Raw genomic sequence first — 22,213 nt, 5'->3', positions numbered from 1 at the left:
AGATGCACTTCCACGCATCCAATGGTGGAAATGGCCGGCCGTTGCTTAAGACTCATGACGCGAGTTCACTTCGCGTATTCGAAAATTACGAATATCGCGGCCAAAACAACGAACAGGACCACGCCGATGATCAGACCGAGTTTACCCCTTCTGGTGCGGTCACTCCCGTGACCTCCAGCGATATCGTCAGGTTTGCCATCGAATTCTCGCGAAGAACTGCGCCATTCCCAAAAATCATTCATCGTTCGCCTCCGTCGTCTCGATCGCCTGTTTCAAGCATGCTCCTTCCTGAAGCCAGGGCGGTGTTGAGGAATTTGGACCGGAGCGCGATCATTGAAGCTTACCACTAAGGAGGATGGTGGAATGCTTATGCACCTCGCCCAGGACTGTGTTCCATCAGCCTAAGAAGGAGTTTGGGTCAACATGCAAGTTGACCCTACTTATGCGCGAAGGAGAGAAACCGCTAGCGAGTTGGCGCAAGGCAGCCGCGCATAGTCGGCGAGGGCGCCGTGTCTACGAGTTTTTGAGCGGGACCCCGGCGGTATTCCAAGTCTTGGACGCCAGTTTTGGCGCCGGCTCGATTGGTCGGTTGACCGCTCGAGTCTTAAACTGGATTGGACGGGACGCGTGCGGGCTGGCGGAGCCTAGACTTCATGAGCCAGAATTATCTTCTTGGCTCGCACGAGCCGTGATTAGGCGTGTTTCCTGCCAGTAGTCTTTTCTAATTGATTCGGCTCGACTTTTTGCCGCAGGATCGACGTCGTCGTGCTGCTCATTCAAGCAATTTAACCTCGACCATCAATCTTAATTCATTCGTCTGTTCGCGTCTAGCTGGACAGGGCATAGCTGCCCGTCCTAGGTACCGCCACCATGACCAGCGGTTCCGTGCCGGACATTTCAGAGCAGGGGCTTAGTTCCCGCGTTCCCCTCACTCCAGCATGCCGGGAGATACGATGATCCGACTGCTTATTGCATCGGCGATGATTTGCATTGTTGCCACACCCTCATCGGCCAGACCTTCTTCTAAGAAATGGCAGGTTGCCACCACGGGATGCGACGCGATGCGTCCCTGCTATGGCAACTGGAACCCGCTGTATGGCTCGGCGGAGCACGCCAGCTGGCATTCCCATCATGTTGCTGTCCGGCACTGGGTCCGTCACAAGTGGCACAGACGAATTCCCGTCGGGCTTGCGCGGGTCATGGCCGAGGGTGCGGGGAGAGCGGTCGGTTTGATCCGTTCGGCCTCGGGTGCCAGGGCGCATGTTGCCAACCGCGCCACCGGTGCCTTTCAATGTCTGGTGTCGGCTCTCGACCGGCAGGGTTATCCGATCCGTTTCATGGGAGGCTGGCGAGCGCACGGGAGTGTGCGTGGCTCGCTGCATCCGGCGGGGTTGGCGCTCGATATCAACCAGTACGGACGCAACGTCACGCGGCCGCGCATGCCCCGCAACGAAATCGCGCTGGCGAACTCCTGCGGGTTAATTGCGGGTGCACAATGGGCACATGCCGACAGCGGCCATTTCCAACTTGGCGGCTGGAGTGGAGGACGGCATGAGGCACGCCGTCAACATCAACGCCGTGCGCACTATGCCAACGCGCGATGGTGATGTCGGTCAACGATTTGACGCTCGTGGCGTACGGCCACTCTGGCGGCGCGGATCGGTCAGCGTGAACATCATAAGCTGAGAGGGCCAGCTGCGCTGATATGGCGAGGTGCCCGACCGCATCTGCCTGTTGCAGCGAAAAGGCGCGGCGAGCTGTCCCGCCGCGCCCCGATGTTTATTCTCGCTGGCCCGGGCGCTGAGTCGCCCTCCACGAGGCGAAAAGCCTAGCGGGCGATCCCAGCGAGGTGACAGCGCTTTGAACAAGACACTGGATCACCTCCTTTCGTTTGTTGTTGGAAACTAGATCATAGGCACGAACTCGCGGCATGTTAAGACCCTTGCTCGTCCGTTCGGGGATGCTCGTTGCGCTGAGGATGGTTGAGGGTCCCGGCGCGACGTGATAGGTGATCGGCGGGCGCGGGTGTAGCTCAATGGTAGAGCAGCAGCCTTCCAAGCTGAATACGAGGGTTCGATTCCCTTCACCCGCTCCAGAAGGATTTCAATGCAGGAAAACGAGTTATCCCTTCCGGCGCGTGGGTGACGCTCGTGATAACATGAAGGTGATCGCCGAATTGCTCCCTTGACCACATATGGCGAACCGTGAACCGGAGCAGCCTTATCGCCTGATCCTCCCGGAACACGGCATGTGGTTAGCCGATGCGAGATGCTCGGCGGGAGAGCATCACAATAAAATATAGAATAAAGAGCCGCCTCACCTACATATCGCACAGACGGTGTGGTCTGCCTTCGTATAACGCCGCCTGGGTTGCTGGAATCGCAGGCCGAATTGCCAAAGTAATCGAGGAGGTTTGAGATGACCAAAAACAGCACCAATCGTTGCGCTCGCCAGATCAGTTTTGCCGGCAAGGTTCGTACCTTCAATTTGAACGACCCCAAGGTCCTCGCCATGATCGCAGGTGGAGCAAAATTGAAACAGGTCTCGAGGATGATCACGATTGCCCGCCTCGGCATAGGCAGGGCACCGCTGGCGGGGCAATACGGCGACACACCGGCGGCTTGCCACAGACGCTTTCTTGAAAAGATCTATTCGGCGACCGATGTGGAGAACGTCATCACCCTCGGGCTGATTGGTGGCGGGATGGCCGAAGATGAAGCTTTCGCGCTTGTTGATGAGCACGTCGTCGGTAAGCCCCTCGAAGCCAACGCGTTGATCGCATCGGAAACCATTGCCGCGCTGTTCGCTGATGCAGGTGATGCGCAAGCATAACGGAAATGGTTGCTTGAATCCGGTCTTTGCTGATCGCTAAAGTTTCGACAGGGTTAGGAATAAGGCGTCGGGCATCACCATCGACGGTCTGGCAACCACATAGGGCGATGCACGACGAAACATCGCGTGGGAGTATGAAACGGGTCTCAACCCAGTCGCGAGCATCACTGATGAGCCTCGCTACCGATGGTTTCAGCCAATCTGTTCCCGAAGACGACCCGCCGCATCTCGAGCCGGTTCTGTCATTTTCACCGCGCCACCACGCGTAAGCGGATCGCGTTGCTTGCCGACGCCCTTTGATTGATCCCAACCAGCAAACGGCTCGGCGATGCTCCCAGGCTCGCAATCGCTCGCGTAATATTCTGTGTCGCTCCGACCGCGTCGCGAAGAGAAGCCGTCATTACTTTCGAGGTATTCAAGTTTGCTGGCTCTTGCAACGCCTTGAAGGCGGCACATGCCCAGCCTAGGTAGCTGCCATGCCCTGTGAGAAGCGCGCGGCTGCATAGGCGCGACGTTGCATTATTTGTAGGCCGGAGAACGAAGGATGCACGCCATCATGCAAACGGTATCTGCGCGGCTGATGACCATTCTCTTTGTGCGTCCATCGTCATGGCCGTTCCGCAACGTGTTACCACCATGCTGACCTGCGCCGATGTAATTCATCACCGTAAGTCCCTGGTCTCGGACCTTGCGTGATGGGAAACCCCACCGCCATCATGCAAGGCGGTTGGATGCCTCGCCTTGTTGCGCGGAGAATCCCAACGTGCATCGCGCTCACTGCACATTTCGCTATCTTGTATACGCTGGTTTACGATCCGACGGTCAAGCTGGTCGTCGGCGAACAGCCTGGTCCGGCCCTTGTCGAGATCGTCGTTGTTCCCTCTCATGGCTCAACCTTTGTCGAGCAGGGTGAGGTTGCCGAACCAACATCGGCGGAACTCGCTAAATTACCCCCGCCGACGCTCGCCGAGGAACCTCCGCCGGAGATTTCGGAACAAGGAGAAGCGGTAGAAAAGCCGGTGGCATTGCCGGCGCCGAGTCCGAAGCGGGCGTTAGTTCACAAGGCGAGCGCATCTCCTGTTCCGCCAGCCGCAAGCACCGCGCCGCCTCATACGAGTGTGCCGATCATGGGCGCGTCCGGCGTGCCTGACCAACCCGAGATGGGAGCGAGCGATACCGATCAAGCGTCCGTCGGGGTCTCGCATGCTTGGAAAGCGAGGCTGCTCTCTCACCTGGAGCGCTACAAGCGTTATCCGAGCGAGGCCCGTATGAAAGGAACTGAAGGGACGGCGCTTTTGAGCTTCGGCATGGATCGCGACGGTCGGGTGCTCCAATATCATCTGGTGCGCTCTTCGGGTTCTCCTGAACTCGACGACGAAGCCTTCGCGATGATCGTGCGCGCATCTCCTTTGCCCCCTGTGCCGCCGGAGATCACCGCGCAGGTCGTGCAACTCGTTGTTCCCGTGCGCTTCAGGATGTGAACTCTCTCCTCGGCAATCGCGCCGTTTGGAAGGTTTCGGGATTCGTGCTTATGTTCGGTCGACGGGGGCCGAGAGGTGAACCATGCGCTGGAATCTTGGCATCGCTGCGGTTCTCGCAGTCATCATTCTTTCGCCGGCATTGAGCCACGCTGGCGTGAACGTGCGCTTCGTCAGTCCGAGCCGCTATACCGATGCAGGCTCATACGATACTTCGAGCGCGTCGGTAGAGGCGGCCTTTCGTGCTCATCTGGATCGTCTCGGCAAGCGATTTCTCGCGCCTGGGCAGAATCTCAACATCGATATCGTCGATATCGATCTTGCTGGCTATCAACAGCCGCTTCGTTTTGCTCCCAACAACGTCCGGATTGTTAATGGCGTCACGCTACCGAGGATCGTACTGCGTTATGCATTGACCGAGAGAGGCCGGCGTATGCGAAGTGGCGAAGAGACGCTCACCGATATCAACTACCAGATGAATCCGTCGGCGCGCTTTTCGGGTGATCGGTATGTGTACGAGAAAGCACTGCTGGACGACTGGTTCCGGCGTACCTTCTCCACTAGTCGCCAGGGTTTCTGAGGCGGCTGTGCCTTTTCGCTTTCGTTCGTCATGACAGCCGTAGTAACGCTCTTTTGCCGCAGCGAAGCCTATCCTTTCTGAGCGATCTTGTTGCTCGTTGTTTTGCTGATACCGCCCGTAAGCGTGGATGACTGCAACGAGGCAGGCCTGACGATAGGGGTTTCACCATCAGCTTACCCTCAGCGGAGGCGTGCGGTATGTGGACGCCAGCGCCGGTGCGCCCGGCCTATACGCTGGTGGATGCGATGGCACGTTACGAGATCGACAACTGGCGCTTCTCCGTCAATGTCACCAGCCTGTTCGACGCGCGGTATGTCTCGGGGTACGGCCGTATCAATGCAATGTCGGGCGCGTGCGCACTGTGATCGGCACCCGACTTAATCACTGGTAGCTGACGTCGTTTGCGGCGGCGATCTCCGGATGACCGCCACCACCAGATTCGCAAGTTATTTCGAGCGCGAGCGATTGATCGCAGCCGCATCGCGGGTTGCGATCCGATAATCCGGCAACGCCGGTCGTTGTAACCTGGAACCCGTCAAAAAATTTTGCAGCGAGGGGGTTCAAAAAGCGGTTGCTCGAACGTCTCTAACTATAGGGCCGCCATTGCTTTGACCTGCGGATGTCCCGTGGCGGGACAACCAGCGCGCCGAAGGACAGTAGGAGTGAATGGAACCGCATCGCGTAAGACCTCAGGTGCCCGCCTGTGGTTCGTAATTCACGGTTGGCTTGCGCTGCCGATCTGGGCGTTTTTGTTCTTCGTTTGTCTGACAGGGTCGATCGCGACCGTCAGTCAGGAGATCACGTGGTTGGCATCCCCGATGGAGCGGGCCAATGCTCCCACGAACGACGCGCGGCTGCTCGGTTATGACGAGATACTGGCGGCGGTTGAGCGCGAGGTACCCGGTGCGCGGCTACGATTCATCTCGCGGCCGGTGAAGTCGATCTTCGCCCTGGGGGTGCAAGTGACACGCCCCGACGGCAGTTCCGCCAAGTTATTCGTCAATCCATACACTGGCGCGGTGCAGGGTGAGCAGGGCACGTTCGATTTTCGTGATTTTACGCGCGCTTTGCACGGCTGGCTGCTGATGCCGTTCGACAGCAGTTTCCCGATCGGGTGGTACTTTGTCTCGGCCTTGTCGGTTCCACTGCTCGGTTCGCTAATCACAGGGATCGTCGTCTACAAGCGGTTCTGGCGTGCCTACCTGCAGCCCCGCCTTCGCATTGGCAAGGGCACGCGTGTTTTCTGGGGCGACTTGCACCGGCTGGCCGGGGTGTGGTCGATCCCATTCATCGCCATTATGGCGGTAACGGCGAGCTGGTTTTTGATCCAGGCGATCCTCTTCGATAGCCACATCACGATCTCGACGGCGGGCGTACCGCCGGTGCTGGCGCGCACTGACGTGCCGGTGGTCGCCAAGGGCGCGCCAGCGCCGCGGATCACGCTGGGGCAGGCGGCCGAGATCGTGCATGCTCAGCTGCCTGATCTTGAACCCAGCTTCGTGGAACTCCCGGACAGTGCCTACGGCCAAATCAGCGTCGGTGGGCGCGGCAACTATCCGCTGATTTTCGAGACGGTGGAGGTCAATCCCTACAACGGCAAGGTGGAGCGGGCGCGGCGCGTGTCCGACCGCTCCGCGCTCGAGCTCGTCACCGGCTCGATGCGGCCTTTGCACACCGGCGATTTCGCCGGCGTGTGGCTCAAGCTCATCTATCTGCTATTCGGTCTGACGCTGACCACACTGGTGTTTTCCGGGATGATGGTGTGGACCAGGCGCACCGCGATCGAGACAGTGAAGATCGTCCGCGACCGTAGACATGTGCGGTTGGGGCTGGAGGCGGCTGAGTGATGGCGGCGCTCGTATCCCCATCGCGCGATGCGTCGCTGTGGCAGCGCTGGCGATTCCATCTCAGCGCCTTGATGCTGATCGTGCCGATCGTTTCGGCGTCGACCTTCTTCCAGGCAGATGCATTGTTCGATGGCAAGAAAGGCCTCGGCGAGCGCGATATCGGCGAGGTCGTGGTTGGTCCGTGGACCGCACGGATGGCCGAATTCAAGCTGATCGAACCGGAGGCGGAAGGGCGTGCGGGTTACACCAAGTCTTTTGTCATGGCGCTGTGTCCGGCCTGCGTCGATCAGGTGAAGGCGGCATATTTGCGCGTCGGCAAGCCGCGCAACGTCCGTACCGCGGGCGCGCTGTTCTCGGGCACCCCTTATCGACAGTTTGCGGAAGTGCGGATTCCGGAGAAGGCCGGTGCTGATAGTGTGCTGTGGCTGACGTTCGAGGGTTGGGACGGCGCGCTATTCCAGACGTCAATCCCGATCCGCACGGCGTCGCCCTTGACCGCAGCCTGGCTCGAGAAGAGGGGGCGGATATGAAGGGGCTCTGGAAAGGCGGGTTGACCATCGTCGTCACCGGCGCTGCGTCCTTGTTTATCGGTGCTGCCTGGGCGCATCCGCCGTTCTGCGTTTGCAAGATGATCGATGCGACGACGGTGGGTTGCGAAGGCGGATTCGCGGACGGCACCGGCGTTCCCGGGGTGAGGCTTGACGTCGTTCGCTACGACGAGTCGATCATCCTGCAAACAAGCTTCGGGACCGACTCGACCGTCAGCTTCCGCAAGCCCGATGGCGAATTCTACATGCTTTTCGATGCCGGCCCCGGACAATCGTTCGACGTCGACTACAAAGACATTCAGTGAGCGGATGCCGACGATGAATGCTCCGGTGCCTCCCGACGATGTTGACGGCCTGACGTTGCTGCCGGCCTGGACCGCGCCGACGCGGAGAACGCGCGGTTCCCGGCAGCTCGTCCTGGGGGTGAGCGTTGTCACGCTGGCTGTGCTCGGCACCCTTGCTTTCATGGGATTCCGCGCGCCGTCACCGGACAGCCTTTATGAGACCGTTACCGTCACGCGGCAGGACATCGAGAGCACCGTTGCCGCGACCGGCAAAATCCAGCCGCGCGCTTATGTCGATGTTGGCGCGCAGGTGTCCGGCCAGTTGAAGCGTCTTCACGTTGCCGTTGGCGACGAGGTGATCGCGGGGGCGGTCGTGGCGGAGATCGATGCCGAGATGCAGGCGGCCAAGGTCGAGGGCATTGAGGCGGACGTCGCGCGGTTGACCGCCGAACTTGCCGAGCAGGAAGCCGGGCTTGCGTTTGCAAAACGCAATGCCGAGCGCCACCTGACGCTGTCTCAGAGCAGCGCGGTGTCGAAAGTCGCTCTTGAGACGGCGGTGCGCGACCGCGACATCTTGATCGCCCGTATCGACGCTTCCAAAGCCCGCATCCATCAGATGCAGGCCGATCTTCACGCGCAAAAAACAGCATTGCGCTTTGCCCGTATCACCGCGCCGATGGCGGGCACCGTGGTTTCGTTGGACGCGAAGGAAGGGCAGACCCTCAACGCGAACTATGATACGCCGCTGGTGCTGCAAATCGCCGACCTCGATACCATGACGGTGTGGACAGATGTGTCCGAAGCCGACGTCGTCAAGCTGCGTGAAGGCATGCCGCTGTGGTTCACCACATTGGGCCGGCCGGACCGCAAGTGGCATGCAACGCTCCGGCAAATCCAGCCGGCGCCGCGCCGGCCCGACAAGAAGGTCGAGGCCAAGGCTGCGACGCAATCGAGCAGTGTCGTACTCTACACGGCGCTGTTCGACGTTCCCAACAAGGATGGCGGCTTGAAAGCCGGAATGACCGCACAGGTATTTTTCGTCACCGCTGCGGCACAAAACGCCCTGGTCATTCCAGTGTCGTCGCTCAACGAAAAAAGCGAGGTTCGCGTTCTTCAGGGAGACGGGACCATCGCCGTCCGCAAGGTCGAGACTGGTGCCCGGACCCGCTTCCTCAGCGAAGTCACGAGCGGCCTCGCCGGTGGCGAACGGATCATCACGGGCGTGAAGGTGTCCGGTCCGCCCGCTAAGCTGAGGGTGGAGTCATGAGCGTATCGCATGTCCCGCTCATCGACCTGACGGGCATCTGCCGCTCCTATCGCAGCGGCGATGTCGTGACCCGCGCGCTGCGCGGCGTCGAGCTGTCGATCTATTCCGGCGAGTTCGTCGCCATCGTCGGCGCCTCCGGATCCGGCAAGTCGACGCTGATGAACATCATCGGCCTGATCGACCGGCCGACGCAGGGCGTCTATCGTTTTGCGGGACAAGATGTCGCCGGGCTCGATCGTGACGGTCTTGCCGCGCTGCGTCGCAATTCCTTTGGTTTCATCTTCCAGCAGTATCATTTGATCTCGACAGTGAGCGCGCTCGGCAATGTCGAGATGCCGGCGGTTCATGCTGGCGCGCCCCGCGCCTATCGTCATCGCCGCGCGTCCGCACTGCTGGCGCGGCTCGGCCTTGCCACGCGCATGTTCAATCGGCCATCGCAGCTCTCGGGCGGCCAGCAGCAGCGTGTCTCGATCGCGCGCTCGCTGATGAACGGTGGCGCGGTGATCCTCGCTGACGAGCCGACGGGCGCGTTGGATAGCAAAAGCGGCACGGAAGTACTGGGGATCCTGAAAGAGCTTGCCGGCGCCGGGCACACGATCATCCTCATCACTCACGACTCGAATGTAGCCGCCGCGGCGGAGCGCATCATCCGGATCGAGGACGGGCTGATCGCCTCCGACAGCGGCCGCGACGCTAAAAGGGTTCCGCGCCCCTCGGTTGCCGTTGCTGCACGACATGCGAATGGCACCTCGCCGCCGCTGTGGGCCTGGCTGGAGGAAGCGGCCCGCTCTGCTTTCGCCGCGCTTGCGGTCAATCCGGTTCGAACGGCGCTGACCCTGAGCGGTATCGTCATCGGCGTTGCCTCCGTCGTCGCCATGATGGCGATCGGGCGCGGCGCGCAGGCGTCGTTCATGGAGCGGGCCTCCGCCATCGGCACCAACTGGTTGGTGGTCAGCCGTGCGGGCGAATCCGCAGCGACCAGCATGCCGCTAACTCTCGCCGATGCCGAGGCGATCAAGGATCTTAATAACGTGTCCGGATCGATGCCGGCCTTGTGGGAAGCGGGCATATTGCGACACGCCAACACGGATATGAACGCCGAAGTGATCGCCACCACGGCCGAGTTTCGGACGGTTCATAACTGGGATACAGCGAAGGGAATGTTCTTTACGAAGGAGGATGAGGTCAGCGGCAACGCCGTGATGTTGCTCGGTGCGACCCTCGCGTTAAAACTGTTTCCCAATATCGCCGATCCTTCCGGCAGCCACGTTTTGGTCAACAACATTCCATTTCTTGTCACCGGCGTGCTCGAATCCAAGGGCCTTTCCGAGAAGGGCATGGATCGGGACAATAATGTGGTGATGCCGCTTCGGACGGCGGCGATGCGGCTCTATGGTAAGGACGAGCTGTCGGAAATCGTCGTCTCCATCGCCGATATGTCTCGTCTGCAACAGACCAAGGACGCCATCAAGTCGCTGTTGATCCGCCGCCATGGTCGCGAGGATTTTTGGCTGCACGATGCGGCGTCCGCCTTCCGCAAGGCCGAGGATGAGCGCCGCTCAAGCAATCTTTTGCTCGGCGCCATCGCCGCGATTTCGATGCTGGTTGGCGGTATCGGCATCATGAACATCATGTTGATCACCGTGGCCGAGCGCACCAGGGAAATCGGAGTCCGCGCCGCGATCGGGGCCAGGACCGCGGACATCCTGGGCCAGTTCCTGACCGAAGCGATCGTTTTGTCGGCAATCGGCGGCGTGTTCGGGTTGCTGCTCGGCGTGCTGATCGGAATAGCCGCAGCCACACTGTTCGGCATGACGGTAATTTTCTCGATCACGGCAGCGATCGGCGCGGTGACGGGTGCAGTGGTTATGGGAACGCTGTTTGGCTTTATGCCGGCGTTTCGCGCGGCGCGGCTTGATCCTGTCGTGGCGCTGTCAAGTCAATAGGAACAAGGAACGGGGAATCATGACGGGATTTGTAACAAGGGCGACACGTCTTGGGTTTGTCGTCGCGCTCGCCGTTCTGGCGATTGCGGCACAGGCGACTGCGCAGCAGCAGGGGGAGCATCCGGCTGCGGCTGCGGCGGGATCTGGGCCGTCGGCGCATCCCGCGACCCAGCCTTCACCGCGGTCGGCGTTACCGACGCAGCCATCATCGTCAGTGCCGGTGTCTTCCCAAGCAGCATCGACGCCGACGCAGCCGTCCACGCAGCCATCGTCCGCATCGCCAACGACACCGTCGTCGTCGGTGACATCGCCCACGCCGTCTTCTTCTTCGGGTGCGCCCGCGGCTGAAGCTACGTCCGGGGAGTCGTCGGCTGCATCGTCTGACGCGGCCGCGCCGTCGGATCAATCAGCTGCGCCGGCTGCCGCGCCAGCATCGGATGCCTCGTCCTCCACGCTTCCGCAAGACTTGTCGCCGTGGGGCATGTTCATGCAGGCCGACATCATTGTGAAGGCGGTGATGATCGGGCTTGCGTTTGCGTCGCTGGTGACGTGGACGATCTGGCTGGCGCGGGGGCTGGATCTGGCGGCTTCGCGGCGGCGTGCACAGAGCTGCTTGCGCAAGCTGGAGCGCGCTGACACTCTTGCGGCGGCACGGGCAGAGATCTCTGAGGGGTGGACCGGAAAGGGCCCGGTGTCTGATCTGATGGAGGCGGCGGAGAACGAATGCAGGCGTTCGAACGATCTGTCCTCTGAGGGCATCAAGGAGCGTCTGGCCATAGCGCTGTCGCGTATCGAGGCCAAGTCGGGGCGCGACATCGCCCGCGGCACGGGCTTGCTTGCGACGATCGGGGCCACCGCGCCGTTCGTCGGGCTGTTCGGCACGGTGTGGGGCATCATGAACTCCTTTATCGGCATCTCGCATTCCAAGACCACCAATCTTGCGGTGGTGGCGCCGGGCATCGCCGAAGCCTTGCTTGCGACCGCGCTCGGGCTCGTCGCCGCGATTCCGGCGGTGATCATCTACAATGTGTTCGCGCGTGCGCTTTCGAGCTACCGGGCGCTGCTGTCGGATGCCTCCGGCGAGATCATTCAGCACATCTCGCGCGACCTGGAACGTCAGGAGCGGGGGCTTGGACCGTCCGTGGTGCCGCTGTCGCGCGGCCGCTCCGCTGCGGAGTGAGCCCTCATGGCGGTATCTCTGAAGAACCCGCAGGACGGCGGCATCGACGAGCTGAGCGAAATCAACGTCACCCCGTTCATCGACGTGATGCTGGTGCTTTTGATCATCTTCATGGTGGCGGCGCCTTTATCGACGGTGGATGTCGCGGTCGACCTGCCGGTGTCGAATGCACAGCCGCAGCCGCGTCCCGACAAGCCGGTATTTTTGACGGTGAAGCAGGATCTGACGCTGGCACTCGGCAACGACGAGGTGCCGCGCAATACCCTTCAGGCAACGCTCGATCAGCAGACCAGCAATGACCGCGAGCAGCGGGTGTTTCTGCGCGCCGACGGGACGGTGGCTTACAACGAGCTGATGAAGGTGATGAACCTGTTGCGCGAGGCCGGCTATCTCAAGATCGCGCTGGTTGGGCTGGAGGATACCGGACAGGTGCAAGCAGGTGGCGTGGCCGCCGGTAGCAGTGCGCCAGCGGCGGCGACCAAGCCATGAGGATCGACTGGCACGATCCGGACGGGCGGCCGGAAGGCGCGGTAACCAGGGCCGCGGCGCTGCGCTGGACCGCGGCCGGGCTTGCGGTGGTCGCGGCGCACGCCGGCGGCATCTGGCTGGCGTTACACTGGCCGGCGCAGGCCGAGACGCCGGGCGATCCGCCGGCCGCGATCATGATGGAGCTGGCGCCGCTGGCGGTGGCGCCGGAGGTGCCGCAGCAGGACATCGCGCCGGGGCCGCAGATGGAGGAGGCCGAGGAGGAGCAGCCCGAACCGGAGAAGCCGGTCGAGGAGAAGCCAGATCCGACGCCGCCGGAAGTGAAGGAGGCCGAGCTCAAGCCGCCGCCGACGCCGAAGGTGGAGAAGGCGGAGGTCGTGCTGCCGGCCAAGACGGAGCCGCCGAAACCGAAGCCGAAGAAGAAAAAGAAGAAGGCGCCGCGCACCACCGCACCGCAGAGTTCACAGGCGCAGCGCGCCGATCGCGCCGCCGCGCCCGCGGAAGGTATGGCCTCGTCGATGTCGCCGAGCTCCTGGCGCGGCGCGCTGATGGCGCATCTCAACCGCCACAAGCGTTTCCCGTCCGGTGCGGCGGGGGCGGGTGTTGCGACGGTTGCGTTCACGATCGACCGCTCTGGCCGCGTGCTGTCGGCGCGCCTGGTGCGCTCGGCCGGCGACCCCGCGCTCGACGCAGAAGCCGCCTCGCTGCCGCGTCGCGCCAGTCCCGTTCCCGCCCCGCCGCCCGATGTCGGCGGCGGTTCAATCACACTCGCCGTTCCAATCAGGTTCAGTAGATGATCTCAGCAAATCTCACACGAACACGCCTGCTCACCCTCGCCGCCGCGATCGCAACCGCAACGATGACCGCGGCTCAGGCCCAGCAACCTGCGGTGCAGCAGCCGGCCACATCAGCGGCAACGCTGCCGAACGGGGCCTCGTCGGTGAACGAGACCTTCGGCGACTGGACCGTCGATTGCCGGATCATCGAGCGGCGCAAGCAATGCTTATTGTCGCAAGCGCAGGGCAACAAGGAAACCGGCAGGCGGGTCTACGCCATCGAACTGAACCCTGCCGTGGGCGGCAAGGTCGATGGCACCATCCTGATGCCGTTCGGGCTCAATCTCGATGCCGGCGCGGTGCTCAAGCTTGACGACAAGGACCTCGGAAAGGGACTGCGCTTCTCCACCTGCGTACCGCAGGGCTGCCTGTTGCCGGTGAATTTCCCGGCCGCCGCCACCGACGCCATGCGCAAGGGCACGAAACTCGTGGTCGCCTCCCTCAACCTCTCAAGCAATGAGGCCGTCACCTTCAACGTCTCGCTCAACGGCTTCGGTCCCGCGTTGGCGCGCGCAACAGAACTCGCAAAATAGCGACAGTCGAGAGAACCGGGTTTGACGAGATCATGCTCAATCAAAAGACAGGCCAGGGTTGCAACGCAGTTGAGTCAAACATCCACCAAATCAGGAGATTGCCCATGCTGACGCTGGTTAAGGATGATCTCTCCGTCCAGCAGGATTCGCCGCCGCCTCAACGCGATTACAACCGGCGTCGCTTCCTCTCATGGCTCCGCGACGAGGTGGCGATCCTGCGCACGCTCGGTATGGATCATCGCCGCATCGCCGCGCAGCTCGATATCGAGGAGCACGACGTGCGGGCGTTCTGCCCGAAGCCGAGCGAGAAAGCTCCGCGCCGTAATCTTCCGCGTCGGGCCGTGGAGGCGTTGCTTCATGGCCACCACGCCCCGCTCGGCGGCAGGACCGTCGCCAAACGCAGCCGCCATCTCGACGTGATCGCAACCGCCTACACGTGGGAGGAATTGCTGTCCGAGCCAGGAGTCGGATCTGTCACCGCAAACCAGATCGTGCTCTGGCTCGAAGAACGAGGCAAGACACTCAAAAGATCGGAAACGGTGTGATCGGCCGGCGCCCGTCACGAGATGCGAATGCTCGAACCGCTAGAATCGGGTGACGATAGCTGACAGGGCTGGACGAGGCCTGTCCTTGTTGGGCTTGGTCGGCGTGCCGATATGAATGAAGCCCGCGAATCTTTCGTCCGACTTTAACCCGAGCCCGTCGAGCACGTCGCGATCGTAGGCGAACCAGCCAGTCAGCCAGTTCGCTCCGTAGCCGAGCGCGGTGACGGCCGTGACGATATTCATGGCGCTGGCCCCTGCCGACAACACCTGCTCCCATGACGGCACACTGGGGTGTTGCTTTATGCAACTCACCACACCGATCACCAGGGGCGCTTCCATCAACTGGCGCTTTTCGATTTCGACTTCCTCCTGCGGTGCCGACGGATTCTTGCTCGCGTAGACACGGGCGATGACGTCGCCGGCGCGGGCGCGTGCGTCGCCTTCGAACACGATGAATCGCCACGGCGTGATCTTGCCGTGATCAGGTACGCGTGCGCCGATGGTGAGGATGGTATCGATCTCCTCAGCCGAGGGGCAGGGCCCGCTCATGTCGCGTGGCTTGACCGAGCGGCGGGTGCGTAGGAATTCGATGATATCGGACATAAGTGCTCTCGTTGAACTTGCTGCCGCCCGCTTGGCTCGCGCAAGGGGGGACGCGATTGTGATCGGTCTATTTGCGGGCGGGCGCGTGTTCCTTGGCAAAGCTTGCTGGCATGCAACTGATACGTCTCTTTTTCGAAGCCCGCAGCTACTGCGGTATCTTGCTATGTTGGATGTCCGGCGGCATGGCTTCCTCCACAAGCGCGGCAATGGCTTCATCGGTTGGCATCACCTTCTGCCCATCGCTACCGAGACGACGAATGGAAACCGATTTGGTCTCAGCTTCCTTCTTGCCGACCACGAGCAAAGCAGGAATTTTCGCTAGCGAGTGCTCCCGCACTTTGTAGTTGATCTTCTCGTTGCGTAGATCGATTTCGACACGAAGTCCCGCACGCCGCGCTGCGGCTGCGACTTCCCTGGCATACTCGTCACCATCCGAAGTAATGGTGGTGACGACCGCCTGCACCGGCGAGAGCCAGAGCGGAAAGTGACCGGAAAAGTGCTCGATCAAGATGCCGATGAAGCGCTCGATCGATCCGCAGATCGCGCGATGCACCATCACGGGTGCCTTCTTGCCGCCATCAGCGTCAATGTAGAAGGCGCCGAACCGCTCTGGCAGATTGAAGTCCACTTGCGTTGTGCCGCATTGCCAGTCGCGACCGATGGCGTCGCGCAGCACGTATTCGAACTTCGGTCCGTAGAATGCGCCTTCGCCGGGATTGGTCTCAGTCTTGACCCGGTTGTTTGATGCGGCGATGCGCTTGAGTACATCCGCCATCACCGCTTCGGCGTGATCCCACGCCGCGTCCGAGCCCACCCGCTTCTCGGGGCGTGTCGAGAGCTTCACCGTCAGATCGCCGTCGAAACCGAAATCGGCATAGGTCGAAAGGATCAGTTCGTTGATCTTGAGGCACTCGTCGGCGAGCTGCTGCTCGGTGCAGAAGATGTGCGCGTCGTCCTGCGTGAAGCCGCGCACGCGCATCAGGCCGTGCATGGCGCCCGACGGCTCGTAGCGATGGACCACGCCGAACTCGGCGAGCCGCAGCGGCAGGTCGCGGTAGCTTTTGAGCCCGTGCTTGAAGAGTTGCACGTGGCCCGGACAGTTCATCGGCTTGATCGTGAACCAGCGCTTGTCCTCGGCCTCGTCGCCGGCCGACTGCGCCGCGAACATGTTCTCGCGATACCATTCCCAGTGGCCCGAGGTCTCCCACAGTGACTTATCGAGCATCTGCGGCGCATTGACCTCGTCGTAGTCGCCGGTGAGGCGGCGGCGCATATAGGCGATTACGGCCTGGAAGATGGTCCAGCCCTTGGCGTGCCAGAACACCACGCCCGGACCTTCCTCTTGAAAGTGGAACAGGTCGAGTTCGCGGCCGAGCTTTCGGTGGTCTCGCTTTTCGGCTTCCTCGATCTGCTTCAGGTAGGCATCGAGGTCTTCCTGCTTGGCAAACGCCGTGCCGTAGATGCGCGTCAGCATGGGATTGTTGCTGTCGCCGCGCCAGTACGCGCCCGCCACCTTCATCAACTTAAAAGCGTTGCCGATCTTGCCGGTGGAGGTCATGTGCGGGCCGCGACAGAGATCGAACCAGTCGCCCTGGTAGTAGATCTTGATCGGCTCGTTGCCGGGGATGGCGTCGACCAGTTCGACCTTGAAGGCCTCGCCCTTGTCGCGGAATACCTGCTTGGTCTTTTCGCGATCCCAGACGTCCTTGGTGAAAGGCTTGTCGCGCGCGATGATCTCGCGCATTTTTTTCTCGATTGCGGCGAAATCTTCGACCGAGAACGGCTCGTTGCGGAAGAAGTCGTAATAGAATCCGTTCTCGATCACGGGGCCGATGGTGACCTGCGTGCCCGGCCAAAGTGTTTGCACGGCTTCCGCTAGCACATGCGCGGCGTCATGACGGATTAGTTCCAGCGCGCGAGGGTCGTCGCGGCTGATAAATTCGATCTTTGCATCCTGTTCGATCGGATCGGCAAGATCGCTGACGACGCCGTCGAGCGCCATTGCCACCGTTCGCTTCGCCAGCGATGGCGAGATTCCTTTGGCGATTTCCAGGCCGGTGATGTTTCTGGGAAACTCACGTTCCGCACCGTCGGGGAAGGTGAGAACGACATTGTCGGTGGGCGAGGCGGGCTTCAAATTGGCGAGGCCATACCGGAATCCCGACGAGGGGTCTTGTTTGTCGGACATCAGTCTCTCCTGTGGCTCACTCCTGCGAACGAGCGCAGGTAAGCGGGATGCTGCGGTATAGCAGCCGATTTGCGGCATGCAACCGGTGAAAGCCGCCGCCGCCAAATCCCGAGGCGAAAGCTTTGTCCTTTTACCGTTGATCAGTGCGCCCGATCATGAGCCGGAGGGTGGTTGCCCGCCTCGTCCATCCGCAGCAGCCCCTCAAACCGGGCAAACATTGCAAGTCGGTCGGCCGGAACCGTTTGCTCGGCTTTCGCGAGCGCTTGGGCGAGTGCGTTTGCGACGTCAGGGGCAATGCCCGCATGCCGCAAGGCGTCGGCGCTCCTGATTTCGTCTCCCGCGCAGAGGACTATGGTCCAGCGTCCGTGCTTGTTACGGAGGAGCGCGCGCCCGCCGGTCTCGCCCTGCGTCCAGCCCGCAATCGCATAGCCCGCCAGGGCGACCACAGGCGCGACATCCAGCTTTGCTTCAGGCTTGTCAAAGGTCGAATGGAGCAGATCGCGCACAGCGTCCTCGTCCGGCCCCGCGATCGCCGATCCGGCGAGGCTCCAGAGTAAGATGAGTGCGGCAAGTAGTTTCGTCAGCACCGAAATCTCCTTATACATCCGCTTCATAAATCTCCGGAGCGCCTTGCGTTGACCAACACCATCTACGGCATCAAGAACTGCGACACCATGAAGAAGGCGCGCGCATGGCTCGACGATCATGGCATCGGCTACAACTTTCATGACTACAAGACGGCTGGCATCGATGATGCCCGGCTCAAAAGATGGGTCGCAAAGCTCGGCTGGGAAACATTGCTCAACCGCGCCGGCACCACGTTTCGCAAATTGCCGGATGTGGAGAAGGCGGGATTGACGGAAGCCCGCGCATTGGCACTCATGATTGAACAGCCCTCGATGATCAAACGACCTGTGCTGGAGGCTGGCGGCAAGCTGCTCGTCGGCTTCAAGCCTGAGGTCTATGAAAAGGAGCTTCGATTGCCGAAGGCGAAGTGAAAGCACTGCTTCGCTAATTTTTTCACGTCGCCGGCGTGAATGGGTAACGGTGATCCAGTCGCGATTTTCGTCGTCTGCGCGTTGGTCCTCCGCCGCGGTGTGGTGAGCGAAATTGCTCATGATTTCAAGCGATCGTTGTGGATCAATCATCCGGGGCAGGAGGCCCATAAACCGGTGGATGATCCCGGCGGTTGCGATGCCGATTGCCCACCTTTGCCGGAAATGGTTTATGACATCCCTGCGATCCGGACTGGCGGCCCGGTTCTTGTCTGCAAAGTGGATGTTGCGATGCTGCGTTTGTTCCGGTCCTTTCTGCCGAAAGAGGAGCGCTTTTTCGACTTATTTGCCCGTCATTCGCAGACAGTTGTGCAGGGGGCAGCTGCGCTTCAGGGAATGCTGAAGGGTGGTGAAGAAACGCCGGTTTTTTGCCAGCGGGTCAGCCAGCTTGAAAACGATGCGGACGGCATCACGCGAGAGGTGCTGACGGCGGTTCGGCGCACCTTCATCACGCCATTCGATCGAGTCGACATTAAAAACCTGATCACTTCGATGGACGACGCCATCGATCAGATGCAGCAGACCGCGAAGGCCGTGGTGCTGTTCGAGGTGCTCAGCTTCGAGCCACCGATGCGCGAGATAGGTACGCTGATCGTAGAATGCGCCAATCTGGTCCATCGCGCGCTACCGTTACTGGAGTCGATCAGCAACAACGTCGCGATGCTGATGGCAATCACCGAGGAGCTGGGCAAGCTGGAAGGCCGTGTCGATGATCTGCACGATATCGGCCTGAAGGAGCTTTTCCTGAAACACCGCAACGCCAATGCCATGGACTTCATTGTCGGTGTCGAAATCTACGATCACCTGGAGAAGGTCGCCGACCGCTTCGATGACGTAGCCAACGAGATCAGCAGCATCGTCATCGAGCAGGTATAGGGCAGGGCTGCGCCGTGGACGCCATTGGTCTTCCGGTCCTTGTCGGCCTGATCGCCGTCGCGCTTCTGTTCGATTTCCTGAACGGACTGCACGACGCCGCGAATTCGATCGCGACCATCGTCTCCACCCGAGTGCTGCGACCGCAATACGCGGTGTTTTGGGCAGCCTTCTTCAACTTCATCGCCTTCATGGTATTCGGCCTGCATGTCGCAAATACCATCGGCACCGGCATTATAGATCCGAATGTGATTGACGCGCAGGTGATCTTCGCTGCGCTGGTTGGCGCCATTGTCTGGAACGTGGTCACCTGGGGACTCGGGATTCCGTCAAGCAGCTCGCACGCCCTGATCGGTGGTCTGGTCGGCGGCGGCATCGCCAAAGCCGGCCTTTCGGCGGCGGTCTGGAGCGGATTGTCGAAGACGTTGCTTGCGATCGTATTGTCGCCGCTAGTTGGTTTTCTGCTTGCGTTGGTGCTGGTCGCCATCGTCTCGTGGCTATCGGTGCGCTCGACGCCCTTCGCGGTCGATCGCGCATTTCGCATTTTTCAGTTTTTTTCCGCTTCGCTTTATTCGTTGGGGCACGGTGGGAATGACGCGCAGAAGACCATGGGCATCATTGCCGTGCTGCTGTTTTCGCAAGGTTATCTCGGCAGCGAATTCAGCGTGCCGTTCTGGGTGGTGCTATCCTGTCAGGCCGCAATGGCGCTGGGGACCCTCATGGGGGGCTGGCGGATCGTGCGGACAATGGGTCTTCGTATCACCAAGCTGACGCCGATGCAGGGCTTTTGCGCGGAGACCGGCGGCGCGGCCACACTATTCATGGCGACGTTTCTCGGCGTTCCGGTGTCGACGACCCACACCATCACCGGCTCCATCGTCGGCGTCGGCGCGGCGCGGCGGTTGTCCGCGGTACGCTGGAACGTCGCCAGTTCCATCGTCTATGCGTGGGTCATCACAATTCCCGCATCAGCGATCGTCGCCGCGCTGGCCTATTGGGCGGTGGCGTTCGTCAAGTAACGAGCTTTAGCCCGGCGATTCCGGCAACGATGAGGCCGATGCAGGCGAGCCGCGCCATCGTCGCCGGATCACCGAATAGCACGATGCCGAGAATTGCGGTTCCGACCGCGCCGATGCCGGTCCAGACCGCGTAGGCGGTACCGATCGGAAGCGTTTTGAGCGCCAGTCCGAGCAACGCCATGCTGATCGCCATGGCCGTCAATGTCAGCACCGACGGCATCAGCCGCGTGAATCCTTCAGTGTATTTAAGGCCGATCGCCCAGCCAACTTCCATCAATCCGGCGGCGAGCAACAAAAACCAAGCCATAGGGCCCTCCCAAATCATGAGGCAGGGCCGTCCCCGCGGTTGTCGTATGAGATGGAAGGTCGTCCTTCCCCAGCCTTGATATGGGGCAGGCGGGAGCACCCGGCAAGCTCCCGGCGGCGCTTGAGGTGCGGGATGGAAACCTCTTGATCCGGCCGATTTTCCCTGCCACACGCTCGCTGATGTCCGACCTCGCTTTGCAGACTGACACGGCTCCGCGCTCGCCATTGGCGGTCGAAGTCGCGCGCCGGCGCACTTTCGCGATCATCTCGCATCCGGACGCCGGCAAGACGACGCTAACGGAAAAGCTTCTGCTGTTCGGCGGCGCCATCAATCTCGCCGGACAAGTGAAAGCAAAAGGGGAGCGACGCAATACCCGTTCCGACTGGATGAAGATCGAGCGTGACCGTGGAATCTCGGTGGTCACTTCCGTGATGACGTTCGAGTTCGATGGCCGGGTATTCAATCTGCTGGACACGCCTGGCCACGAGGACTTTTCCGAGGACACCTATCGCACACTGACCGCGGTGGATTCGGCCGTCATGGTGATCGATGCGGCAAAGGGCATCGAAGCGCGTACCCGAAAGTTGTTCGAGGTCTGCCGTCTCCGCGATATCCCGATCATCACTTTCATCAACAAGATGGATCGGGAGAGCCGCGATACCTTCGACTTGCTGGACGAGATTGAAAAGACTTTGGCGCTCGACACCACTCCGATGACATGGCCGGTCGGACGCGGCCGCGATTTTCTCGGCACCTACGATATCGCGACCGGCGGCATCCGCCTGCTCGAGGGCAGCGGCGCCAAGACCGGCGCGGCCGAACGGATCGACATCGCCGATCTCGCGGCGCGCAATGCCAATCTGAATGTCGATGAGGTCAGGGATGAACTGGCGCTGGCAACCGAAGCCTGCAAGCCGTTCGAGCTTGAGGCATTTCGCGAGGGGCACCTAACCCCGGTGTATTTTGGCTCGGCGCTGCGCAATTTCGGCGTCGGTGATCTTCTGGAAGGACTCGGAAAATTCGCGCCCCCTCCGCGCGCGCAGGAGTCCAACCTGCGCAAGGTCGAGGCCGATGAGCCGCGCATGACCGCCTTCGTGTTTAAGATTCAAGCGAACATGGATCCCAATCATCGCGACCGCATCGCCTTTGCGCGTCTATGTTCTGGCAAGCTCACGCGCGGCATGAAGGCGAAGCTGGTGCGCACCGGCAAGCCGATGCCGCTGTCGTCGCCGCAGTTCTTCTTTGCGCAGGATCGCGCCATTGCGGATGAGGCTTTCGCAGGCGACGTGGTCGGCATTCCCAATCATGGTACGTTGCGGATCGGCGATACCCTGACCGAAGGTGAGGATGTCACCTTTGTAGGTGTGCCGTCGTTCGCGCCGGAAATCGTCCGCCGCGTGCGGCTGACCGATGCGATGAAGGCAAAAAAGCTGAAGGAGGCCCTGCAGCAGATGTCGGAGGAGGGCGTTGTGCAGGTTTTCCGTCCGCGCGACGGCGCACCTGCTCTCGTCGGCGTTGTCGGGATGTTGCAGCTCGATGTGCTGAAAGCCCGGCTCGATGCCGAGTATTCGCTGCCGGTGGATTTCGAAATCTGCGAATTTCAGCTTGCGCGCTGGATCTCATCTGACGATCGCAAGAAGCTCGATTCCTTCATCGCCGCTAACGGCTCCGGCGTTGCCGATGACGTCGACGGCGACCCGGTATTTCTGGCCAAGAACGAATTCTATCTTGGCTACACACGAGAGCGCGCCGAAGGTATCGTCTTTTCCAGCGTCAAGGATGTGAAGAAGTCGGCCTAATCCCGCA

24 protein-coding genes and 1 tRNA gene are annotated in these 22,213 nt (G+C 61.2%); 20 read left to right on the top strand and 5 right to left on the bottom strand.

Annotated features, from left to right (window positions below):
- Positions 1–65 precede the first annotated feature (65 nt).
- Positions 66–242 carry a hypothetical protein gene (locus ACM561_RS10640; protein WP_425904960.1) on the bottom strand — a complete coding sequence of 59 codons (177 nt, stop codon included), beginning with the start codon at positions 240–242 and terminating at the stop codon, positions 66–68.
- Positions 243–953: 711 nt separating this feature from the next.
- Here ACM561_RS10640 and ACM561_RS10635 point away from each other — a divergent pair.
- The 16 genes from ACM561_RS10635 to ACM561_RS10560 all read left to right on the top strand — a co-directional run bounded on the left by ACM561_RS10635 (position 954) and on the right by ACM561_RS10560 (position 14,362).
- Positions 954–1,607, top strand: coding sequence for a hypothetical protein (locus tag ACM561_RS10635; protein ID WP_425904959.1), 654 nt, complete (start codon positions 954–956; stop codon positions 1,605–1,607).
- A 414-nt stretch (positions 1,608–2,021) separates the two neighbouring features.
- Positions 2,022–2,095 (top strand) — tRNA-Gly (locus ACM561_RS10630).
- Between the two features lie 323 nt (positions 2,096–2,418).
- On the top strand, positions 2,419–2,832 hold the full coding sequence (locus ACM561_RS10625) for a GTA-gp10 family protein (protein WP_425904957.1): 414 nt from the start codon (positions 2,419–2,421) through the stop codon (positions 2,830–2,832).
- Positions 2,833–3,626: 794 nt separating this feature from the next.
- A complete protein-coding gene (locus ACM561_RS10620; protein ID WP_425904955.1) occupies positions 3,627–4,313 on the top strand; it encodes a TonB family protein in 687 nt (228 codons plus the stop codon).
- 82 nt (positions 4,314–4,395) lie between these two features.
- Entirely contained in the window at positions 4,396–4,890 is a 495-nt protein-coding gene (locus ACM561_RS10615; protein ID WP_425904954.1) for a DUF3016 domain-containing protein, read from the top strand.
- Between the two features lie 197 nt (positions 4,891–5,087).
- Positions 5,088–5,255: a hypothetical protein gene (locus tag ACM561_RS10610; RefSeq protein ID WP_425904952.1), complete on the top strand. Its 168-nt coding sequence runs from the start codon at positions 5,088–5,090 to the stop codon at positions 5,253–5,255.
- 297 nt (positions 5,256–5,552) lie between these two features.
- Positions 5,553–6,737 carry a PepSY-associated TM helix domain-containing protein gene (locus ACM561_RS10605; protein ID WP_425904951.1) on the top strand — a complete coding sequence of 395 codons (1,185 nt, stop codon included), beginning with the start codon at positions 5,553–5,555 and terminating at the stop codon, positions 6,735–6,737.
- Complete coding sequence (locus ACM561_RS10600; protein ID WP_425904949.1) at positions 6,737–7,267, top strand: thiamine pyrophosphate-binding protein; 531 nt, start codon at positions 6,737–6,739, stop codon at positions 7,265–7,267. Before ACM561_RS10605 ends, ACM561_RS10600 begins: the two co-directional genes overlap by 1 nt.
- Positions 7,264–7,590 (top strand): hypothetical protein, encoded by a 327-nt coding sequence (locus ACM561_RS10595; RefSeq protein ID WP_425904948.1) that lies wholly within the window; start codon positions 7,264–7,266, stop codon positions 7,588–7,590. The genes ACM561_RS10600 and ACM561_RS10595 overlap by 4 nt, the downstream gene beginning before the upstream one ends.
- A 13-nt stretch (positions 7,591–7,603) precedes the next feature.
- A complete protein-coding gene (locus ACM561_RS10590; protein ID WP_425904946.1) occupies positions 7,604–8,836 on the top strand; it encodes an efflux RND transporter periplasmic adaptor subunit in 1,233 nt (410 codons plus the stop codon).
- A complete protein-coding gene (locus ACM561_RS10585) occupies positions 8,833–10,782 on the top strand; it encodes an ABC transporter permease (protein ID WP_425904945.1) in 1,950 nt (649 codons plus the stop codon). The genes ACM561_RS10590 and ACM561_RS10585 overlap by 4 nt, the downstream gene beginning before the upstream one ends.
- Before the next feature lie 19 nt (positions 10,783–10,801).
- Positions 10,802–11,962, top strand: coding sequence for a tonB-system energizer ExbB (exbB, locus tag ACM561_RS10580; protein WP_425904943.1), 1,161 nt, complete (start codon positions 10,802–10,804; stop codon positions 11,960–11,962).
- Positions 11,963–11,968: 6 nt separating this feature from the next.
- Positions 11,969–12,451: a TonB system transport protein ExbD gene (exbD, locus tag ACM561_RS10575; protein WP_425904942.1), complete on the top strand. Its 483-nt coding sequence runs from the start codon at positions 11,969–11,971 to the stop codon at positions 12,449–12,451.
- Positions 12,448–13,245 (top strand): energy transducer TonB family protein, encoded by a 798-nt coding sequence (locus ACM561_RS10570; RefSeq protein WP_425904941.1) that lies wholly within the window; start codon positions 12,448–12,450, stop codon positions 13,243–13,245. The genes exbD and ACM561_RS10570 overlap by 4 nt, the downstream gene beginning before the upstream one ends.
- Positions 13,242–13,817 carry an invasion associated locus B family protein gene (locus tag ACM561_RS10565; RefSeq protein ID WP_425904939.1) on the top strand — a complete coding sequence of 192 codons (576 nt, stop codon included), beginning with the start codon at positions 13,242–13,244 and terminating at the stop codon, positions 13,815–13,817. Before ACM561_RS10570 ends, ACM561_RS10565 begins: the two co-directional genes overlap by 4 nt.
- A 104-nt stretch (positions 13,818–13,921) precedes the next feature.
- The gene (locus tag ACM561_RS10560; protein ID WP_425904937.1) at positions 13,922–14,362 is read left to right on the top strand and encodes a hypothetical protein; all 441 of its coding nucleotides are present in this window, start codon (positions 13,922–13,924) and stop codon (positions 14,360–14,362) included.
- A gap of 39 nt (positions 14,363–14,401) precedes the next feature.
- On the opposite strand, the gene ACM561_RS10555 is transcribed toward ACM561_RS10560, so the two are convergent.
- The 3 genes from ACM561_RS10555 to ACM561_RS10545 form a co-directional block, all read right to left on the bottom strand.
- Positions 14,402–14,965, bottom strand: coding sequence for a nitroreductase family protein (locus ACM561_RS10555; RefSeq protein ID WP_425904935.1), 564 nt, complete (start codon positions 14,963–14,965; stop codon positions 14,402–14,404).
- Positions 14,966–15,110: 145 nt separating this feature from the next.
- On the bottom strand, positions 15,111–17,153 hold the full coding sequence (thrS, locus tag ACM561_RS10550; RefSeq protein WP_425904934.1) for a threonine--tRNA ligase: 2,043 nt from the start codon (positions 17,151–17,153) through the stop codon (positions 15,111–15,113).
- A 140-nt stretch (positions 17,154–17,293) separates the two neighbouring features.
- Positions 17,294–17,758 carry a copper uptake system-associated protein gene (locus ACM561_RS10545; protein WP_425904932.1) on the bottom strand — a complete coding sequence of 155 codons (465 nt, stop codon included), beginning with the start codon at positions 17,756–17,758 and terminating at the stop codon, positions 17,294–17,296.
- A 30-nt stretch (positions 17,759–17,788) separates the two neighbouring features.
- Between ACM561_RS10545 and ACM561_RS10540 the strand changes: the two genes are divergently transcribed.
- The 3 genes from ACM561_RS10540 (at position 17,789) to ACM561_RS10530 (ending at position 20,100) form a co-directional block, all read left to right on the top strand.
- Positions 17,789–18,151: an ArsC family reductase gene (locus ACM561_RS10540; RefSeq protein WP_079447113.1), complete on the top strand. Its 363-nt coding sequence runs from the start codon at positions 17,789–17,791 to the stop codon at positions 18,149–18,151.
- A 288-nt stretch (positions 18,152–18,439) separates the two neighbouring features.
- Positions 18,440–19,084: a DUF47 domain-containing protein gene (locus tag ACM561_RS10535; RefSeq protein ID WP_079447189.1), complete on the top strand. Its 645-nt coding sequence runs from the start codon at positions 18,440–18,442 to the stop codon at positions 19,082–19,084.
- Positions 19,085–19,098: 14 nt separating this feature from the next.
- Complete coding sequence (locus ACM561_RS10530) at positions 19,099–20,100, top strand: anion permease (RefSeq protein ID WP_425904930.1); 1,002 nt, start codon at positions 19,099–19,101, stop codon at positions 20,098–20,100.
- Here ACM561_RS10530 and sugE read toward each other — a convergent pair.
- Positions 20,093–20,407 carry a quaternary ammonium compound efflux SMR transporter SugE gene (sugE, locus tag ACM561_RS10525; protein WP_079447111.1) on the bottom strand — a complete coding sequence of 105 codons (315 nt, stop codon included), beginning with the start codon at positions 20,405–20,407 and terminating at the stop codon, positions 20,093–20,095. The two genes, ACM561_RS10530 and sugE, sit on opposite strands and share 8 nt — an antisense overlap.
- Before the next feature lie 179 nt (positions 20,408–20,586).
- Between sugE and ACM561_RS10520 the strand changes: the two genes are divergently transcribed.
- The gene (locus ACM561_RS10520) at positions 20,587–22,206 is read left to right on the top strand and encodes a peptide chain release factor 3 (RefSeq protein WP_425904928.1); all 1,620 of its coding nucleotides are present in this window, start codon (positions 20,587–20,589) and stop codon (positions 22,204–22,206) included.
- Positions 22,207–22,213 lie beyond the last annotated feature (7 nt).

Origin of the sequence: Nitrobacter sp. TKz-YC02 (assembly GCF_049852135.1) — a bacterium.
GTDB lineage: Bacteria > Pseudomonadota > Alphaproteobacteria > Rhizobiales > Xanthobacteraceae > Nitrobacter > Nitrobacter vulgaris.
The sequence above is the reverse complement of the archived record's forward strand: the minus strand, read 5'-3'. Positions and strand labels throughout refer to the sequence as shown.